This window comes from Paenibacillus sp. JT22N1 (assembly GCF_059692155.1).
The window spans coordinates 48,233-68,189 of record NZ_JCAUAW010000006.1 but is presented as its reverse complement, the minus strand read 5'-3'; the positions used below and the strand labels follow the sequence as shown (position 1 = coordinate 68,189).

At 44.6% G+C, this 19,957-nt stretch carries 13 protein-coding genes; all 13 read left to right on the top strand.

Features of this window, described 5'->3' with window-relative positions; translation table 11 throughout:
- Positions 1–15: 15 nt before the first annotated feature.
- A complete protein-coding gene (locus AC58UU_RS13445) occupies positions 16–744 on the top strand; it encodes a hypothetical protein (RefSeq protein ID WP_497316355.1) in 729 nt (242 codons plus the stop codon).
- Between the two features lie 239 nt (positions 745–983).
- Positions 984–2,060, top strand: a complete 1,077-nt coding sequence (locus tag AC58UU_RS13440; protein ID WP_497316353.1) for a hypothetical protein — start codon at positions 984–986, stop codon at positions 2,058–2,060.
- A 57-nt stretch (positions 2,061–2,117) separates the two neighbouring features.
- Complete coding sequence (locus AC58UU_RS13435) at positions 2,118–3,461, top strand: ABC transporter substrate-binding protein (protein WP_497316351.1); 1,344 nt, start codon at positions 2,118–2,120, stop codon at positions 3,459–3,461.
- A 177-nt stretch (positions 3,462–3,638) separates the two neighbouring features.
- Positions 3,639–5,012 (top strand): S-layer homology domain-containing protein, encoded by a 1,374-nt coding sequence (locus AC58UU_RS13430; RefSeq protein WP_497316349.1) that lies wholly within the window; start codon positions 3,639–3,641, stop codon positions 5,010–5,012.
- Positions 5,013–5,098: 86 nt separating this feature from the next.
- Positions 5,099–5,584: a hypothetical protein gene (locus AC58UU_RS13425; RefSeq protein ID WP_497316348.1), complete on the top strand. Its 486-nt coding sequence runs from the start codon at positions 5,099–5,101 to the stop codon at positions 5,582–5,584.
- Between the two features lie 113 nt (positions 5,585–5,697).
- Entirely contained in the window at positions 5,698–6,405 is a 708-nt protein-coding gene (locus tag AC58UU_RS13420) for an ABC transporter ATP-binding protein (protein WP_497316346.1), read from the top strand.
- Entirely contained in the window at positions 6,389–7,423 is a 1,035-nt protein-coding gene (locus AC58UU_RS13415) for an efflux RND transporter periplasmic adaptor subunit (protein ID WP_497316344.1), read from the top strand. Before AC58UU_RS13420 ends, AC58UU_RS13415 begins: the two co-directional genes overlap by 17 nt.
- Positions 7,424–7,435: 12 nt before the next feature.
- Complete coding sequence (locus AC58UU_RS13410) at positions 7,436–10,336, top strand: ABC transporter permease (RefSeq protein ID WP_497316342.1); 2,901 nt, start codon at positions 7,436–7,438, stop codon at positions 10,334–10,336.
- Position 10,337: 1 nt separating this feature from the next.
- On the top strand, positions 10,338–11,216 hold the full coding sequence (locus AC58UU_RS13405) for an ABC transporter ATP-binding protein (RefSeq protein ID WP_497316340.1): 879 nt from the start codon (positions 10,338–10,340) through the stop codon (positions 11,214–11,216).
- A 194-nt stretch (positions 11,217–11,410) separates the two neighbouring features.
- Entirely contained in the window at positions 11,411–14,548 is a 3,138-nt protein-coding gene (locus tag AC58UU_RS13400; RefSeq protein ID WP_497316339.1) for a hypothetical protein, read from the top strand.
- A gap of 148 nt (positions 14,549–14,696) precedes the next feature.
- Complete coding sequence (locus AC58UU_RS13395; RefSeq protein ID WP_497316337.1) at positions 14,697–15,983, top strand: Gfo/Idh/MocA family oxidoreductase; 1,287 nt, start codon at positions 14,697–14,699, stop codon at positions 15,981–15,983.
- A gap of 29 nt (positions 15,984–16,012) precedes the next feature.
- Complete coding sequence (locus AC58UU_RS13390) at positions 16,013–18,004, top strand: alpha/beta hydrolase family protein (RefSeq protein WP_497316335.1); 1,992 nt, start codon at positions 16,013–16,015, stop codon at positions 18,002–18,004.
- A gap of 14 nt (positions 18,005–18,018) precedes the next feature.
- Positions 18,019–19,932 (top strand): ABC transporter ATP-binding protein, encoded by a 1,914-nt coding sequence (locus tag AC58UU_RS13385; RefSeq protein ID WP_497316333.1) that lies wholly within the window; start codon positions 18,019–18,021, stop codon positions 19,930–19,932.
- The last annotated feature ends 25 nt before the right edge of the window (positions 19,933–19,957 follow it).

The window sequence follows — 19,957 nt, the reverse complement described above, 5'->3', positions numbered from 1 at the left end:
AAGGAGTGATATCTCATGAAACGAATATTGAGCCTTCTCATTATTGCTGTGATCCTGATTTTCGCTACGGCTTGCACAGCAACAACACAAGGAGAACCTAATGCGAGCCAGGGGGGAAATGCTTCAAAAGTGTCTGGAAAAAGCAAAAAAGCACTCTTTGTTGGCAGGGAGAGCGGTGGTGATGCCATTACAATTAAACATTTGAAAGCACTCGGATTTGAAGTCGCGGTGACTACGGACAAAGAGCTTACCGCCGACGAAGCGCTGAAATATGCTTTGGTATTCGTTAGTTCAACCGTCAACTCTGGTCGAGTTAGCAACAAATTGATCGCCTCACCGATACCCGTGATTTATGCCGAATCTCAAAATATAGGTGATGTGGCTTTGTCGGGTAAATCAACTGACTTTGATAATGGCGATTACTCCGGTAAGACCGTTACGATCAAAGCCGGCAATCATCCGATGGCAGCTGGGTTAAAGGGCAATGTGGACATCTATAAGTTAGATGGGAAGATCGGATTCGTCGTTCCTAGCAAGGAGGGTGTCATTGTTGCCTCAGCTCCCGATGATGACCAAAGAGCCGTTATTTGCGCGTTTGAGAAGGGCGTCAAAAACTTGAATAACGAACCTGTGCCGGCACGTCAAGTGTACTTTTATTTGGTAAACGGAGAAGAAATAAACCAGACCGACGATGGCTGGAAGCTCTTCGATGCTGCCGTAAAATGGGCGATTGGCAGCAAGTGATAATTGATCTATGAGGAACAAAAGCATTAGGCTTCTCCGCTCAGGAGAGGCCTTTTCTTTATTATCTCTGTACGGAAAGATGCAACAAACAACCTATAAAATAGAAACACCCCCCTAATGTAAGCGCAATAAATTAGTAATAAAGTAAGGATATATAAGAGTGCCAAACGAAGTTGCCGGTTCTCGCTTCATTTTTTTAAATATAGAAGCGTTTACATGGCGAAAAATGGAGGCGAGCTATGAAGAAGAATCTTAAATCATCCTTGTTCCAAAGCGATTGTATCAAGATCAAGAATTTAGAGGGAATTAGTTCTATGAAACGTTTTCTCATCCTGCTCGTCATCGCATTGATGACAGTGACCATGATCGCCTGCTCATCATCCAAAGAAAATCCTGATGTGAGCGTCTCGCCAAAAGTCACCGAATCGGCCGCACCTACGAAGTCGCCAGTGCCTACGGTAACGGCAACGCCTACAGAATCTTCCAAGGCTTCTGCACTGCCTACGGCTTCTTCTATGGCATCTGTAACTCCTGCGCCTACGGAATCCTCAAAAGCTTCGATAACGCCTGCGCCTACAGATTCATCCAAGGCTTCGGCAACGACTGCACCTAAGGATTCTCCGAAAGCTACGGTGACGTCTTCACCAGTTGCGACCAAACCAGAACTAACGCCGCAGCCCGAAATTTCACCTAAAGGGAAAAAAGTGCTCTTTGTTGGACGGGAGCAAGTTCCTACGCCTGCGGAAGATGTGGTAATGGCCGATCGTTTAAAGGGTATGGGCTTCATTGTTACTAAGCTTGGCGATAAAGATTTCACTGTCGATGAAACCAAAGGTTTTGATTTGCTCTATTTCAGTCAAACGGTGAACTCTAAGTTTTTGAAGGATGGCGTCATGAAAGATGTCGCGATTCCAACCGTCTATGTGAAAAGCCATGGTATGTTCTATCTGGGCTTATCCTCGCTCGAGGAAGGTGCCACGGTTAAAAAAATAAAATCGATCGACATCGTGGATAGTAAGCATAAAGTTGCAGGTGGATTATCAGGCACAGTGGACGTGTTTAAAGAAGCTGACACCGGTTACGGTGTTAGTTACGGAATAGTGGGCAAGGAAGCGAAAGTAATTGCAACGATCCCGGGAGATAAGACGAAAGCTGCGCTCTATTATTACGATAAAGGTTCGAAAGCCGATAACGGATACACGACTAAAGCTCGGTTATCATTCTACTATTGGAGCAACGGGATGCAGGATAATTCCACTGACGCTGGATGGAAGCTTTGGGACAATATCGTTCTATGGACTTTGCAAAACGGTTAATTGTTGTTGAAGCAAATCGGATAGGACAATTATTCTTCATTGGAGGTACTAAACACCGTGAAAAAATATGTAAAGAGCACCTTGTTTATCGTTTCATTGCTCACACTATTCACAGGCTGTGAAAGTAGTCTTGAATCAAATACTGTCACTACAGCTAACAAACCGACGAACAAATCGCCTGAAAATGAATTGTTTATTTACACGGTCTGGCCTTCCTTTTATGCAAAAGAAGAAAATTTCGACAAACAAATCGGCCAATTTCTTAAAAAGAAATTTCCAGATATGACGATTAAGCATGTGCACTGGGATAATCCGGGCAGACAATATCAGGACTTGATCGCGGCTGGCACCATCCCGGATATTATCCTCGATAACACCCGTATGAATGTGCAAAGATATATTATCGATAACGATCTTCAGTATGATATCAGCGATTTGATCAAAAAGTATAACTTCGATACAAACCAATTGAATCCGGCCCATATGGCTCAGATGAGAAATATGACGCCCGATGGGAAAATATACGGTTTGCCGTTCAATAATAACGATTTCGTTCTCTTCTATAATAAAGACATTTTTGACAAATTCGGCGTCGACTATCCGAAGGACGGTATGACCTACGACGAAGCATACGAGTTGGCCAAGAAGCTGACCCGTGTGGAAGGCGAAATCACATACAAAGGGTATTCTCAAAACCCTGGTCATTATATGAACTACAATCAGCTTTCTGTCTCGCCGCTTAGCCTAACGGAAGACAAGGCAAGCTTGAACACGCCGGAGTGGAAAAAGATTGTAGACAACTTGAGACGTTTCTATGATATTCCTGCCAATCAGTTTGATACCGTCGAAACTTTTGCTACAAAAGGAAATATTGCGATGGCGGTGGCAACGGTGGACCATATTGTTTCGTTCCATGAGCAAAACAAAAACTTGAACTTCGATGTCGTATCGGCACCTTCGTTTAGTGATGTTCCGGATACTAGGTATCAACCGAACCTGTACGCCATGTACATAACGAAGCAATCAACGAAAAAAGATCAAGCTTTTCAGGTTATGGCTGCAATTCTCTCCGAAGAGCATCAAGTGGATTTGGCAAAAGAAGGTGTCATCGTACCTTTGGAAACCAAAGCTGTCCAAGAAGCGTTTGGACAAAATTTGACGCAAATGAGAGGTAAGAACACAAAAGCTATTTTCCATGGCAAAACCGCTTTGCCTCCGGCGGCACGTGCAGCAGGTTTGGCCTGGTACGACGTTCCGATGCAGAACGTATTCGGACCTTTGATTTTCAAAGAGTCCAAAGACTCTGTAACGGCACTGCGCATGATTGAAGAACAATCAACGAAAGGAATTGAAACAAAGAAGGCTGAAAAGGCTGCACTCGATAAATCTATCAAGAAATAATCAACCTCTTAAAGACCTATAAACATGAGTAAAAGCCCCTATAATCGATTCATCTTTTCGTATTAGAGTAGGGATAAGGCAAAAATGAATGAAGAATATGGCGTTGCTGAGGAGGTGTATAGGTTAAACGAGTAAAATAATACCTGTCTTATAATCTAAAATTGGAAGGTGATCTGTATGAAAAAACTTATATCAACGCTATTAATGGTTTTTCTCTTGTCATTAACTTTACTTCCGTTGGCTTTTGCAGCCGATACCGCTTCTGACAATCAAACTTCTACGGTTAAATCAGTGGATGATTTCAAGGATTTGAAGGATCTGCCGCAAGACGTGAAGGACAAATTTGATTCACTGATTAAAGGCGGCGTTTTTAACGGATTGACGGAAGATACTTTCGGTTTGGATGCCCAAATGAATCGCGCGCAGTTCGCCAAAGTGGCTGGCATTATTTTTAAATTGACGATTGATGAAACGCTTACAAGATCTTCATTTACCGACGTTCGCTCTGATGATCCGGCAAATTCCTATGCACTTCCCTATATTGAGGCGCTCAAGAAAGCAGGGCTAACAAACGGGTATGATGCGGAAGGGAAAACATACAAACCGTCCGGTGCAGTGTCTCGGCAAGAGCTTGCCGCATTCCTCATTAGGGGTCTTGGTTTGGAAGAAGACGCTAAACAAGCAACGCCTGTTTCGGACAACACGGTAGACGATTGGGCAAAAGGATATGTCGCGCTTGCGCTCGAAAAGAAACTTATGACGAATCAAGAAGATGGTACATTTGGCGGTTCAAAATCAGCTACACGAAAAATGTTGGCGCTTGCAAGCTTTGAAGCGAAGAATCTCTTCGAGGGCAATGGAACGACTGAGCCGGGCACACCGACGACTAAGCCTGACACACCGACTACACCTTCCGGTGAGGTTTCCGCACAAGGAAAGAAAGTGGTGATTATCGGAAGGGAATCAGTTCCTCTTCCTACGGATGATATTACGGTCGGTGATCGTTTGAAGGCCCTTGGATTTAAGGTTACTTATATGAGTGAAAGAAAATTCACAGCGGAAAAATTGGAAGGATATGATTTGATCTATATCAGTCCAACCATAAACTCCAAGTATCTAAAAGGTGGAGTTATGAAAGATGTCGCGATTCCGACCGTATATGGGAAAAACCACGGCATGTATTATCTGGGTCTTTCGTCAATCGAGGAAAACGCGGAATTTGCAAATGGTAAATCAATTAGCATCGTAGACAGTAAGCATAAAGTTGCAAGCGGATTATCCAGTAATGTGGACGTATTTAAAGAAGCTGACCCTAAAAGGGCATTTGGTTACGGTATTATGGGTAAGGAAGCGAAAGTGATTGCCACCGTTCCAGGCGATAAAACGAAGGGGACTATCTATTACTACGATAAAGGCACGAAAGCCGACAACGGGTATGCCGTTAAAGCGAGAATATCGTACTTCTTCTTCTCTGGGGAGAATGAAGAGATCACTGACGATGCATGGAAGCTTATGGATGCTCTCTTTTTATGGACGCTGCAAAACGGTTAATATCCTTTCGCTGTATGAAAACTCCAGTTTATGGACTGGAGTTTTTTTCAACATCGTAAATTAATTCTCATAAGGGAGTGGTTAAAATGAAACAGATAAAGTTTTTTAGCATGATGTTAGTTATCTGTTCATTGATTTTCTTAACTCAATCGGCTTTTGCACAAATGAACCCTACAATACAGTGGACGAATACCATATCAAGCAGTGATTTCTATTATAACCATTGTTATTCCTCGGCGGATGTCGGTGACGGTTACACTACTGTAGCTGGATACAGTAATAAAGAGAATTGTTCGGGCGTATCCAAAGGTGAGACGTATGTTGAAAACATTTCCCAAATTACATTTGGTTGGTCGTATTATGTTGAAAGAGACGCAAATATCACGGTTACAGTCTCTACGTATGAAGGAGATCTATTCAACATTACGAAAAATTACAGCGGTGATTATGATTATGGAACAGTTATTGACATACCAGGAGGATACTCTGGACCCGTTTATTTCTATGTCGATGTCAATGCATGGGATAATGGTTACGGTGAAGCGAAAATTGAGAATATTGCTTTTCAATAATAGTGGTCATCCATGTTTGAAAGCGAAAAGAGGAAGCAACCATGTTTCCTCTTTTTTTTGCAAAAACTTCAGATGATAAGACGCAACTTGCCTATTTAGGAGTGTGAAATCCATTGACTATCGAGCAACAAAAGCAAAGCACCACAGCTCTTGTTAGGACGGAGAGTATTACCCGGGTGTTCGGACGCGGTTCTACCGCAGTTCACGCCCTGAAAGGAGCCAGCCTATCGATCCCTGCAAAACAGTTAGTCGCTCTCAAAGGGCGGTCGGGATCAGGCAAAACCACGTTAATGAATATGCTCGGTGCTCTTGACAGGCCAACGGAAGGCAAAGTTTACTTTCAAGATGCCGAAATCAGTGTATTCACTGAGAAGAAACGCAATGAGTTGAGACGTGCACATATGGGGTTGATTTTCCAATCCTTTGCACTGGTTCCGCTGATGACGGCTTACGAGAACGTGGAGTTCGGTTTGCGAATTGCGGGCATTCCGTCCACCCTTTACAAGGCATATACGGAAAGGGCGCTTGAATTCGTAGGGTTGAAAGCAAGAATGAAACATCGGCCCTTCGAGATGTCTGGGGGAGAGCAGCAGCGGGTTGCCATTGCGAGAGCGATCGCTCATAAACCTTCTTTGATCCTGGCGGACGAGCCGACGGCAGAACTGGACAGTAAGATGGGGCTCCAAGTAATGAAGGTATTCAAGGATTTGGTAGAGCACGAGGGGATGACCATCATTATGACGACTCATGATCCCTCAATAATGAGCGTAGCCGATCATGTATACACATTGGAGGATGGTCAAATTGTCGAAGAAGCTTAGCAAAATACTGTTTCTGATGCTTGGAATATGGTGCATGGCTGGCACCTTGACTGGTTGCTCTTTGTTGCCAATTGAAGAGCCAGAATTGAAACCGCCGCTTGTTCAACCTCTCACTGAATCCTTAACGCTTTTTGATGTGAAGAACGCCAATATCGCCAAGCAAATTACGGGAGTGGCGACGTTTGCATCGGATCAAATGGATTACTTATTTTATAAAGAATCCGGCGGTAGATTGACGTCCTTCAGTGTGAAATTGGGAGATAAAGTTCATGCAGGCGATGTCATAGCTTCAACAGAAACGGGCGATTTGGAAATGAAAATTCGTTTGCAGGAAATTACGCTCGAAAAGATCAAAATTTCAATGGCGCAAGAAATAGCCGATAAGGGTGGCGATGACCCTGCTGTCCGTTTGAAAATGCTTGATTATGAAAGCGCTCAAATTCAGTTGAAATCGCTGCGGAGTCAATTAGACAGAACGACTCTCGTTGCAACGGTTGACGGCATCGTAACTTACATTGAACCGATGAAACTTGGCGATCAAGTATCGGCTTATAAACAACTAGTGACGATCTCAGACCCGAATAAGATGAAACTCGTTTATACGGCCTCCAGTCAGAACGATTTGGTTGGCATTGAAATAAACATGGATGTCAATGTGAAAATAAAAGACAAGACGTATGTAGGGAAGGTCGTTCAAACACCAATGACCGCTCCGATTAGCGATAATAAAACGGTACAGGATAAAAATTCGAAGTCACTCTTTATTAACGTGCAGGGACTACCGGCAGAAGTGACGATTGGTTCCCAAGCAGACATCACCATTGTGACGGAAAAGAGAGAGAATGTGTTGGTCATCCCTAGAGCCGGGCTGCGCAGCTACATGGGGCGCGACTATGTACAGGTTATGGAAGGAGAAAGCAGGAAAGAGATCGATGTGGAAAAAGGGATAGTTGCGGCAAGGGAAGTGGAAATACGAAAAGGCATTACTGTAGGGCAGAAGATTATTTTGAATAATTAGGGGGTTAAGAGATTGGCATTATTTATCATGATCTTGCGCAAAATGATCAATAATAAATGGCTGGAGCTTAGCCTGCTATTCGGATTGGTGTTATCTGTGGCTCTAACGAGCACGATGCCGATATATACAAACGCAATCTTGCAAAGATTACTGATTCAGGAGCTGCAGCAATTGCAAACCTCTAGCAGTCAGTATCCCGGCATCTATTGGTTGTCAGCAAATTTGGTTCCAGAAGATAAGCAAAAGAATGAAAAAATTTCTGAAACCGATGAATTTCTAAACAAAGCCAGTAATCGCTTTGGCCTTCCTGTCCAGCATCTCGTCCGTGAAAGGTCGACAGAGCGATATGGTCTTACTCCTGCAGAACCAGACAAAGTTGATATCCACATACAGCGGTCAGCGGATTTCTCTGCCATTGATGGTATGGAGGAACACATTCGGCTAGTGGATGGACGTCTACCAGAGAAAGAGCCGATTAATGGGGTGTATGAAGCGCTTGTTGTAAAAGAAGCTTTGACAGAACTTGGCATGGTGCTGAATACTGTTTTTACTATTCAAGATGAGAATATGAAGCAACCGGTTTACGTCAAGCCTGTAGGTGTATTCGATCGTAAGGATTACGCAGATCTATTCTGGTATAACATTCCAAGCAGTTATAAAAACAGCTTTCTGATCAATTTTGATTTATTTGAAAAAGAGTTCACCGCAGGAAGTAAGCTAAATATTCAGTCTAGCTATTGGTATTTGGCCCTTGATTATAGCAAAATGTCGCTGATATCCACGAACGATTTCATTGATGCTCATCGCACGATCACGGCTCATATGGAGAAACGTTACGAAACTCACAATACGAATGCTCCTGCCTTACAAACTTTGAGTGCCTATTACGTAAAAGAAGCCAATCTAAGGCTCATGCTCTGGTCGTTAAATGTGCCAGTTATGCTCATGCTCGCCTTTTACTTGTACATGGTTGCAAACTTGATCACGGAACGCCAGAAAACGGAAATCGCCGTATTACGCAGTCGTGGAGCTAGTCGCTTGCAAATCATTTTCAGTTATGTCGTGGAGGGCTTAGTGCTCGGCACAATTGCTTTCTTCATCGGACCGTATTTCGGTGCTTTTTTGACTAAACTATTGGGTGCTTCGAGCGGGTTTCTTGAATTCGTACAGCGGGCTAAGCTTGAGGTTGAACTGAATCGGGATGCTTTCCTGTATGGGTTGATTGCTGTCGCAAGCTCACTTGTGATGACGCTGATTCCGGTATTCCTTGCCATGAGGGTAACGATTGTCGGGCAAAAACAGCAGTCGGCAAGACAGGAGAAAAGCTCTTTTTGGCATAAATATTTCATAGATGTTATGTTGATTGGGATAGCCCTTTACGGCTTGAATAATTATAAAACGCGAATCAAAGAGCTGCTGTCGCTTGGCTTAAAATCCGGCGATTTAAAGGTAGATCCGCTGTTGTTTCTCATTCCGGCACTTTTTATATTGGGTATGGGTCTGTTCATTCTTCGATTTTACCCTTGGTTTATGCGTTTAGTGTTTAAGGTTGGCAGACGCTGGTGGCCACCTTCCCTTTACAGCACACTGATACAAGTCAGCCGTTCGACCATTCAATATCAATTTATTATGGTTTTTCTGATTATCACAATTGCCACAGGCTTATTCAGTGCCAGTGCTACCCGTACGATCAACAAGAATACAGCTGATAAAATCCATTATTCCTCGGGCGCCGATATTACGATGCAAATCCGTTGGGAGAATGACGCCCCTCCGGCTATCTTGACCGGTTTAATGGAAGAGTCTGAAGAGGCAGATGAAGATTCCAAAGCTGCTTCCGAAGCTCCGCATAAGACACAATATACAGAGCCGTCATTCCTGCCTTTTACGCAGCTTAATGGTGTGGAATATGCCGCAAAGGTGTTTAATAAAAAGGATGCGATTTACACTCGGGGAAAGACAACTGAAAATATACAATTGATGGGAATCGAAAGTAAACAATTTGGTGAAACCGCATGGATGCGCGATAGTTTGCTTGATCATCATATCAATGATTATTTAAACTTGATCGCTCGCAACCCGTCTGCTGTTTTAATTTCCAAATCGATGGCCGAAGAATACAGCCTGAAACCTGGCGACACCATGACTCTGGGCTGGGAAGGCGTAGAAGGTGCTCAATTTACCGTGTACGGGGTGATTGATTATTGGCCGTCTTGGAATCCAAACCCCGGTGTGAATGATACAGTGACAACTACAACGAAGCAGGGGTCCACTACGAAAATAAAGAAGCCAAATCTTGTGATCGGACAACTGCCGTATATTCAAAACAATCTTGCGTTGGAACCCTATGAGGTTTGGTTGAAGCTGAAACCAGAGGCTAGCAGTCAAGCGGTATATAAAGCAATCGTCGATCATGGCTATGAAATAGAGTCTTTGAGGGATGCCAAACAGGAACTGATTAAGTCGATCAAGGATCCCTTCCAGATGGCTATTAATGGTGTGATGACGCTCGGGTTTCTGATATCGATATTCATTTGCTTTTTTGGCTTCCTATTATATTGGGTTCTCTCCTTATTCGCTCGGACGCTTCAGTTCGGCATTTTGAGAGCGATGGGCATTTCCTTTTTCCAGTTGATATTAATGCTTATTGGTGAGCAAATCTTGATCTCAGGTGCGGCGATTCTCATTGGAATTCTGACCGGAAATTTGGCGAGTCATTTGTTCGTACCTTTATTTGAATTGTCATTCGATCCGAAAACGCAGGTACCGCCATTCAAAGTTACATTTGATCCTCGTGATCAAGTTCGGCTGTACTGGGTCGTCACGATGATGATCGCAATTGGATTGGGAGTACTCGGGTCTTTCGTGTCCCGAATCCGAATTCATCAAGCAGTTAAGTTAGGGGAGGATTAGGATGATCCATTGTGATAATCTGGTCAAAATTTATAAAATTGCCGATTTGGAGGTAGTCGCGTTACAAGGATTGGACTTGCACGTGGAGGCTGGTGAATTGATGGCCATTATCGGCAACAGCGGAAGCGGTAAGTCGACACTGCTAAATATGCTTGGGGGGCTTGACCGCCCCTCGGCTGGCAGTTTAAGGGTGGATGGCAAAGATTTGCTGGGCATGTCGGAGAAAGACATCGTTAGTTACAAACGAGAGACGGTAGGCTTCGTATGGCAGAACAATGCACGGAATTTAATTCCTTACTTGACTGCATTGGAAAATGTGGAGCTGCCCATCTTACTTCAGGGCAAGCGCAAGCGAGAACGAGCCATGGAACTGCTGGAAGCCGTAGGCCTTAGCCATCGGCTAAAAAACAGACTAAACCAACTCTCTGGCGGTGAACAGCAGCGTGTTGCCATCGCTATTGCGCTGGCAAACCATCCGAAGCTCTTGCTTGCGGATGAACCAACCGGCTCTGTCGATACGAACATGGCCAATCAAATTCTGGATTTGTTCCGGCATTTGACCCGGAGTCTGGGTCTCACTGTCGTTATTGTTACGCACGATCCGCTGCTTGCCAAAAAAGTGGATCGCGTAGTAGCTATTCGAGACGGGAAAACTTCCTCGGAAATAGTGAGGCGTAAATCGTTCGATCAAGAACTGCTTGAAGCGGTGCATGGTATCGAAGAGCAGGAAGAAGAGTCGCATGTCGAATATGCGGTGCTGGACCAAGCGGGCCGGTTACAAATTCCTTCTAACTACTTGGAATCAATAGGAGTGAAAGACACGAATAAAGTCCAAGTTACATTGGAGGAGGGCAGAATCGTACTTCTGCCACCCGAATAATGATGAAGTAAACAACCTATAAAGATGCATAAAAGCCCCTATGAAAAGTTCGCATTTTTGCCATATAGTTAGGTCATGCAAGTAAACTGAGATTGGAGAGTGGGTTGATGTGATCAGAGAAACAAAAGTGTTCAAGCGAAATGTAAGCGTTTTATTTTCATGTGTTTTTGCTTGTCGGGAGGTGCGTGCATCAAATGAATAAAAAAATTGCTCTTTTCTTATCACTCTTACTGTTCTGTTACTGCTTATCTCCTATGGCCTATGCGGATGATGCAGCTTCGCAAACCTCAGAAACGACAGCCACGCCGTCAACATCTACTACACCAGCGGCAACTACAAAAGCAACAACTCCATCATCGTCTGTAACTTCTGACACATATCTGGCCGACCAGTTTGGCGATTTGAAAAGTGTTTCGAAGGATGACAAGAAAAAGATTAATTCTTTGTTGAAAATGGAAGCGATGGACACATCGTCAGCAGATTCTTTCGGTTTAGACCAACAGATCACTCGTGCTCAATTGGCGAAAACGGTCGCGATCGTTTTAGGTTTACGCATGGATACAATGGTAAAAACATCAAGCTTCTCCGACGTCAAATGGGATGACCCTGCGCGTCTTTATATCGAAGCTTTGAAGAACTCGGCTCTTACGTACGATGTGACTGATAAGTACAATCCATCCGGGCAAGTCACCCGCCAAGAACTCGCGATGCTGCTGATCAAGGGACTCGGTTTGGATGATAAGGCGAAGGCAGAGACACCTGGCAAAGATGAAACCGTAGACAGTACATACAAAAGCTACGTTACCTACGCAATTAAGCAAAAAATCATGACGAACCAGATGGAAGGCAAATTCGGAGGAAATGTCCCTGTTACCAGAAAAGCGTTTGCGCTTGCAGCTTATGAAGCCATGCAGCTGCATTTGACAACGGCGAAGCCTGCAAAAGCTTCCATCGCCGAAGTCAAATTAATGGGTACAGGCAAAATATCCGTAAGACTTAATCGGGATGTCGACACCAACAAGGCCATTTTGAACGTTACGAAATACGGTTCGGATACGGCGATGCCATCAAGCTCCGTATGGTCGGATGACAATATGAACGCTACGCTCGAAACGGATGCGTTAACGTATGGTAAATATTCAATTGAATTATCCGGGATAGATGCTGGGAGTATCGATAAGGGGAAAATAGAATTCGTCTCTGAAGTTGGGCAGATCCAAAAATTGGAGATTGTTACTTCTTCAGAAAAGCTTCCTAAATCCAAAGTATTGATCGAGTTCAAAGCGACAAACCAGTATGGCGAGAATGAGATCTTATCCGCAAGCGATTTGAATATCATGGTAGGTGCTCAAAATCGTAAAGTGGACTTTTATCCCGACAAGAATGCTTTCACCATCGATTTGAGCAAAGAATTAATAGATAGTAAAGTGATGGTTTCGTTGTTAGAAAAGCGCAGCTTCAAGACAGCCAGCAAATCGTTTACTGTTGGGGACTTTCCTATTGTGTCGAAAATCGAAGTGGGAGAACTGAAGATCCCTGGAGGTCAGTTGATATTTAAAGCTGGTGTCAGAGCTTACCTCAAATTTAAAGCCTATGATCAGCATGGGTATCCCGTCGTTGATTCCGACATTTTAAACATGGGAATCCATAAGTCTTTTACCGCAACGGGGAATGTCATTAATCAAACAGGAGGAAATGATTTCGTCGACTTTGACAATGACGGTTTTCCGGAAATGCAAATGGAAGCGAATATGGATTTAGACGGAGATAAGGAAGTAATTGTGAATTTATTTAGTGCTGGTGAGCAGGTATCTACTACGATTAATGTAACAGCACTAAAAACACCTGCAAGCGTCGTAATAAAACCGTTGGCAGAACCAGCTGCGGAAGGTGACAGCGAGAAGTTGTTCGGTTTGGTCATCAAAGATTCAACGGGTTACGAGTTCAGTACATCCGAAATTGTGGAGGCAGAAACAACGGGTAGAATATCTGTTTACGCCACAGGAGGTATCGTATTGGAAGCAGATACACTAACACGTGGTGGTAGACAAGTTGCAATTCGGTCCACGGATGGGCAAATTCGTGTAAAAGAGGTGAAGGCAGCGGGACCGGCGACCATTAATGTTAGAATGAATGCGCTTAATGAAACGGTAACCCTACCCATTAATATCGAGAAACCTCGCAAGCCTAACTCAATTAAACTTGATGCCGAGAGTTCTGTGAGCGTTACATTGTTTAATGGGGTAAAACCTTCAACGACCTTTAGAATTTATGATCAATATGACATTGAATACAGTACGGACCTGACCGATTATAAGGTTGAAATGAAGCTTGAAAAAATAAGTGGAGATACAGGGGCTATTGCCTCCACGTCAGGAGGCGTTTCTCTCTCCGATGCTGTCCCGAAACTGCTAAGAGAAGTTAATCAAATAGCTGGTAGAGGCATCACAGTCACGCCACACGCAACATTGAAGGGAAGCTACCGATTGACCGCGTCATTGGTTCAAGTCGACACAAGTTTGCAAACCTTAGAGACGGTGGACTCCCTATCTGTGTCGCTAAATGTGGTTGACATCAAAAAAGCGGATCTGGTCTACTGGTTAGACATGGGCGATGGCTTGAATGCGGCAGGAAAACTATATTACGATTGGGGAAATACGAAAAGCGTTACGGATGCGACTTACTTATTCGCAAACGCCAGCTATAAGTTGGCAGGCAAAGATGTCGTAGTAGGAGTCAAAGATAGCTCAGGCTATAAAGTCTCTTATACTCCTAAGGTTAAGTGGTTAGCCGTCAGCAATCCAAATATCATCGCCTTTAACGGAGATCCTGTGAATCCTAAATTCATAGGTATCAACGAGGGAAAAACAACCTTGAAGGTTTTCTTCGACACTCCGCTAGGGCAGAAAGATCTCACCATAGAATACCCGATCTCTGCAGATCCAATGGATGTGTCTGAACTTAAGATTAATCAAACCTCTCCAAAAACGGTTACGGGCGGCGCTGCATTGTCTTTGAACGGTCTCTATGTTTGGGACACTAAGCTGATGGGACAAATTCAGGTCGTTTCCAATTACGGCAGTTTTGTGAATCAAAATACGCAAGATCAGATTACGCCAGTTAATAACATTCTACAAGCCAAGATGTGGGTTAGCGACATTGTTTACATGACGGGAACGACTACAGCCCAGCAAGATACGATCTCAATCGGCAACGATTTTAAAATATCGTATGCACGAGTTGGCAGTACGACTTCAAACAACATTAAGCAATTCACCATTAATTTTGCTTCGCAGGATCAGTACAAAACGTTTATTGCAGTCCTACAATAGTGTTGTATTGTCCTTGCCGGGTTTACCGGCAGGGATTTCTTTTTTTGATGTTGCTTCGACAGGATTGACCTATATTCAAGATCGTATTTACTAATTCTTTGAGCTTCGCATATTTGTATACTTAACCTAAGATTGGAGGGCGAACACTTTGGCAAGAAAAAGATATGTCATCTGTGGAGTTAGTACTAGAGCGAACGGCATGTTTATTAAAAACATGCTGGAAACTTTTCAGTCGCATTGTGAAATTGTTGGATTGCTGGACGCGGATCCCGGACGGTTTGCGAATTGTTTCAAGAAGTTTCCGACGTTGAGCGGGCTGCCTGTTTACCTTCCCGATCAATTCGAACAGATGATTCTGGAGACGAGCCCCGACGTCCTTATTGTCGCAGGCGCTGACCATACTCATGCGGATTACATTGTTAAAGGATTGGAGCACCATCTTGAAGTCATATCGGAAAAACCGATGGTCACGAGCGGGGTAGATTGCAAACGTGTTCTGGATGCACAGAACAATAGCAGGGGGAAGCTGTTCGTAGCCTTTAATTACCGCTACTCTCCGATTCACACGAGAATTAAGGAGCTGATCCTTGAAGGTAGAGTCGGGAGGGTCACTTCGGTCGATTTGAATTGGTATCTCGATACGTACCATGGCGCAAGCTATTTTAAAAGATGGAACCGTAAAAGAAGCCATTCCGGCGGATTGTCGGTACATAAAAGCACCCATCATATTGATCTTGTTAATTGGTGGATCGATCAAAAACCGGTGGAGGCTTTTTCATACGGTGCGCTGAATTATTTCGGTCCTGAAGGGGAACTCAATCCTGGTAAGGAAGACGGCAGGCACTGCGGAACATGCCATGTCAAGCAGAATTGCGCCTATGTCATGCGATGGTCTACACGGAGCAAACAGGTTGTACCCGAAGACGACCATTTAACCAATATGGATGTAAAACCAGGCAGCTATACAGGATATCGCGCGGACGGCTGTATCTTCGATTCGGAGATCGATATTGAGGATACTTACGTTGCGGTTATCAAGTATAACAAAGGGGCAATGATGAGTTATTCTGTTAACTTTTCGCTGCCTTACGAAGGATATCGACTGGCTATTAACGGGACAAAAGGGAGAATCGAAACCCAGGAAGTGATGTCCAAGCGGACAACGCATCAGATACCCGAGCAAACGATCGACTATTTCCCTTTGTTCGGGGGCAAAGAAACGATTCATGTGGTCCCGCGTCCCGGAGGGCATGGAGGAGGAGACCCTCTCATTTTGGAAGATTTGTTCTTAGGACCAGATCCGATCCGTCCTTATGAGATTATGGCAGGAGCTGAAGCGGGAGCTAACTCGGTATTGACAGGGGAAGCGATATGGAAGTCCGTGCAAACAGGCATGCCTATTCGCATAGCCGACCTGTTGGTTTCATCGAACTGATAGATAGGACAGAAGGGGGACATGACTGCATGTATGAGAATTTAGAGAATGTGGGAATCGCCCACTTTGATGTAAAAAGTCAGCTTCCGCGTTGGGTTTACGAATCCGCTATGCGTGCAGCTGAGAAGGGCGAACTAGCACGTTCAGCCATCAATGACAAGTCCATGCTTAAGCAGCGGCAGCAGGAAATTCGCGAAGGGCTGGAACGCTGCATCGGCGGCATGCCTTCTTCGGACGCACCATTAAATCCGAGAGTTACAGGTTCGGTCGAAGGGAACGGTTTCCACGTTGAAAAAGTCATTTTCGAACCAAGGCCTCATGTATACGCGACTGCCAATTTGTATGTTCCCGACGGGTTAACTGAACCACGTGGAGCGGTACTGCTTCTATGCGGGCATCGTGAACAGGCTAAACATTGTGACGAATATCAAACGGTTTGTCATTATATGGTCCATTCCGGTCTTGTCGTGATGTCGCTTGACCCAGTCGGACAGGGGGAGCGGTTCGGATTTTATGATCCAGAATCGAAACAGGCACCGATGACTAGCGTTACTGAACATGAAAATGTCGGGCGTCAGTGCATGCCGTTAGGAGATAGTTTAGCCCGTTACATGCTTCATGACGCCGTACGGGCGATAGATTATTTATGCACCCGGCCGGAGGTCGACCCGAGCCGTATAGGAGTGACAGGCCATTCAGGCGGTGGAACGCAGACTTCGCTGGTTATGATGTACGATCATCGCATTGCCGCAGCGGCGCCAGGCGGATTTATTATGAATCGGCCATACTTTCTGCTTACCGGCAAAGCCCAAGATGCTGAGCAGAAATGGCCGGGTTTCTCTGCGCTAGGTTTCGACCATGAAGACATTGTGATGGCCATGGCTCCAAGGCCTGTGCGTATTCTTGCTACCACGTATGATTCCGTCCCGATAGAAGGTCCCAGGCATACGGTAGCTGTAAACCGCAGATTTTGGGAAATGTATGGCCGAGGTGAAGATCTGGACATTTTCGAAGATGAAAATGTACATCGATTTACGATTCCATTGGCACGTGCGGCGGCACAGTTTTTCTCCAAGCATTTGCTCGGAGGTACGGCTGTACATTCAAGTGAAGAAATTAAGCTGATCCCTGCCCAGCAGCTGTGGTGCACACAAAGCGGGCAGGTCATCGGCGAGCTTGCGCATGCCCAAAGTACGCAAGTTGAAAATATGGAACGGCTAGCGATATTTGAGCGGTCACGTCAAGCATTATCAGAAGACGAACAAAAAAAGCTCGCTATCGAATGGCTTCGAAAGTGTGTATTTTCGGACAGACAGCTTTGCGATCTTAACCCACGTCCTTCTGGGGGAGGGGAAGTAGCGAATATGTGGGTCATCCGCAAGATCTGGTGGAGTCAGACAGGTTTATTAAATCATTGTTTACAATTTTTTGATTCAAAACTTGCGGGTAATAAACTCCCGGTAACCATTGCCATTTGGGACGGTGGATCGAGCCAGCTTGGGGCGCATGCCAAGTGGATTGAAGAAACTTGCGCTTCCGGTCGACTTGCCATGGTGCTCAATCCAACAGGGATTGGACCGCTTCTTCCACATTTGAATTCTCCTACAGATAAACCGTTCAAACGATTCGGGATGATGGACAGATATACCGATGAGATGATGTGGCTGGGCGACAGTATGGCCGCAGTTCGGACGTACGATGTGCTGCGAGCAGTGGAGCTTGCATCTGGATCATCAAATATCGATCCTTTGGATATTAGACTATATGGAAGCGGGCGATATGCTATTTACGCCGGATTGGCGGCTTTGCTTGATGACCGCGTACAGAATGTTTGCATGGAGAACCGCATGAACAGCATCTCCGATTGGATCAAGGAACCGTTTTACGATGAAACGGATTCCTTAAGTTTTATTTTTCCAGGGATGCTCCGATATTTCGATCTGCCAGATTTAGATAGATGGCTTGCCGAGAAAGGCAAACTCTATGATTCTACGCCTGTTAGGAGCGATTTTGTGAGCTGAGGGAGGAATTGAGGATGCAAAATCATAGAAGTCCCCAGCTTGTACGGCGCTATATAAAGTTTTTGAAACCTTACCGTTTTTACATTTTGACGATTGTTGCTCTAGGAATCCTTCAATTTGCAGCTCCTTTGACTGTACCCTGGATGACGAAGATTATGGTCGACGAAGTGCTTCCGCAAAAAAGCAGTTTATGGACCCTGCAAAGTGTGATCATGATTTTGGCTTGCGTCTATATGTTTAGTATAGCGACCAACTTCTTACGCCAATATGTAACGGCAAAAATGGGGAATTCCATGATCATAGATATCCGGTTTCAGTTATATCAACATATGCAAAAACTTTCCCAACGATATTACGACAGCCGTCAAGTAGGGAGCATTCTGTCCCGCATACTTAACGATGTGAACGGCGCACAAAACTTGGTTGGCGGCGGGGTTATCAACTTGTTGATAGACCTCTTTCTTGTTCTGTTCGCAGGATTTATGCTTTTTAATATGGACTGGAAACTTGCTTTGCTATCCTTATGGCTTCTGCCATTCTACTACTTAACGTTTACGAACCTCAATGTACGGATTCGTTTTGCTTGGCGGTCTGTACATCGTCAGATGGAGCGAATTTCCGGTGTATTGGTGGAACGAATCTCAGCGATGAAGGTCGTGCAGGCGTTTAACCGAGAAAAAATGGAACTTAATCGATTTAAGAAGCAGGCTACCGCTCATTATTCCTATACGATGTCTGCTCACCTTTTGTCTAATGCTCTAGGTCGTATCAGCCAAACTTTTCAAGACGCTGGGGGCTTGATTATATGGTTTGTAGGGGGGAGTATGGTGATCGGCGGAAAGATGTCAGTAGGGGAACTGATTGCGTTCCAAGCCTATTTGTCCCAGCTATATGGTCCCATTCAACGATTCTCCGATGTAAATGTCACGATCCAAAATTCGTTGGCAAACGTTGAAAGAATTTTTGAAGTTTTTGACATTCAACCGGACATTCGAAATAAGGAAAACCCTGTTCCTTTGAAAGTTTGCCACGGCGACATTGAATTCGATCAGGTCAGTTTCGATTATGTCATTGAAAGAAACGGGCAGCAAGCCGATGCTCAGCAAAGGGATCAAGATAGGATGACGAACATAAAGCCTGGCAAACGTTTTTACTGGATTCCGCCTAAAACGAAGCCTGATCCGCTTCCAATGGTTCTTGAGAAAAGAAAGGCTCTGAGGCGCATTAGCTTCCATGCGAGGAGCGGGGATGTCGTGGCGCTTGTTGGCCCAAGTGGCGGTGGGAAGTCCACCATTATTCATTTAATTCCTCGTTTTTATGATCCGGACAAAGGGAAGGTTTTGTTGGACGGGGTGGATTTGCGAGATTACGATTTAGAGGATGTACGCAGTCATATGGCTCTTGTACTCCAAGACAATATTCTATTCTCTGGAACGGTTTATGAGAATATCGCCTATAGTAACTCCAATGCTACCAGAGACGAAGTATACACGGCAGCAAAGGCAGCTAATGCCCATGAGTTCATCGAAGAGTGGGAGCAACAATATGATACTGTCATTGGGGAACGCGGGGTCCGACTCTCAGGTGGTCAAAAACAACGGATCGCAATCGCCAGGGCGCTACTAAAGAACCCACGAATTCTAATTTTGGATGAGGCGACTTCAGCATTGGATGCGGAGTCGGAGTCCTTGGTCACGGAAGCCTTGGAAAAATTGATGAAAAACAGAACTACGTTTGTCATTGCGCATCGGCTGGCTACGGTTGTTCGTGCAGATCAGATACTTGTCGTAGACCGAGGACGAATTGTAGAGCAAGGCAAACACCAAGAGCTGCTTGCACAAAATGGTTTATATCGCGAGTTATACGAAAAGCAGCTGAAGGCAATGAGACCTGAAGAACTGAAATTAGCGCGGGAGCTGAAAGTATGATGGACCTATATAAATGAAATACCGC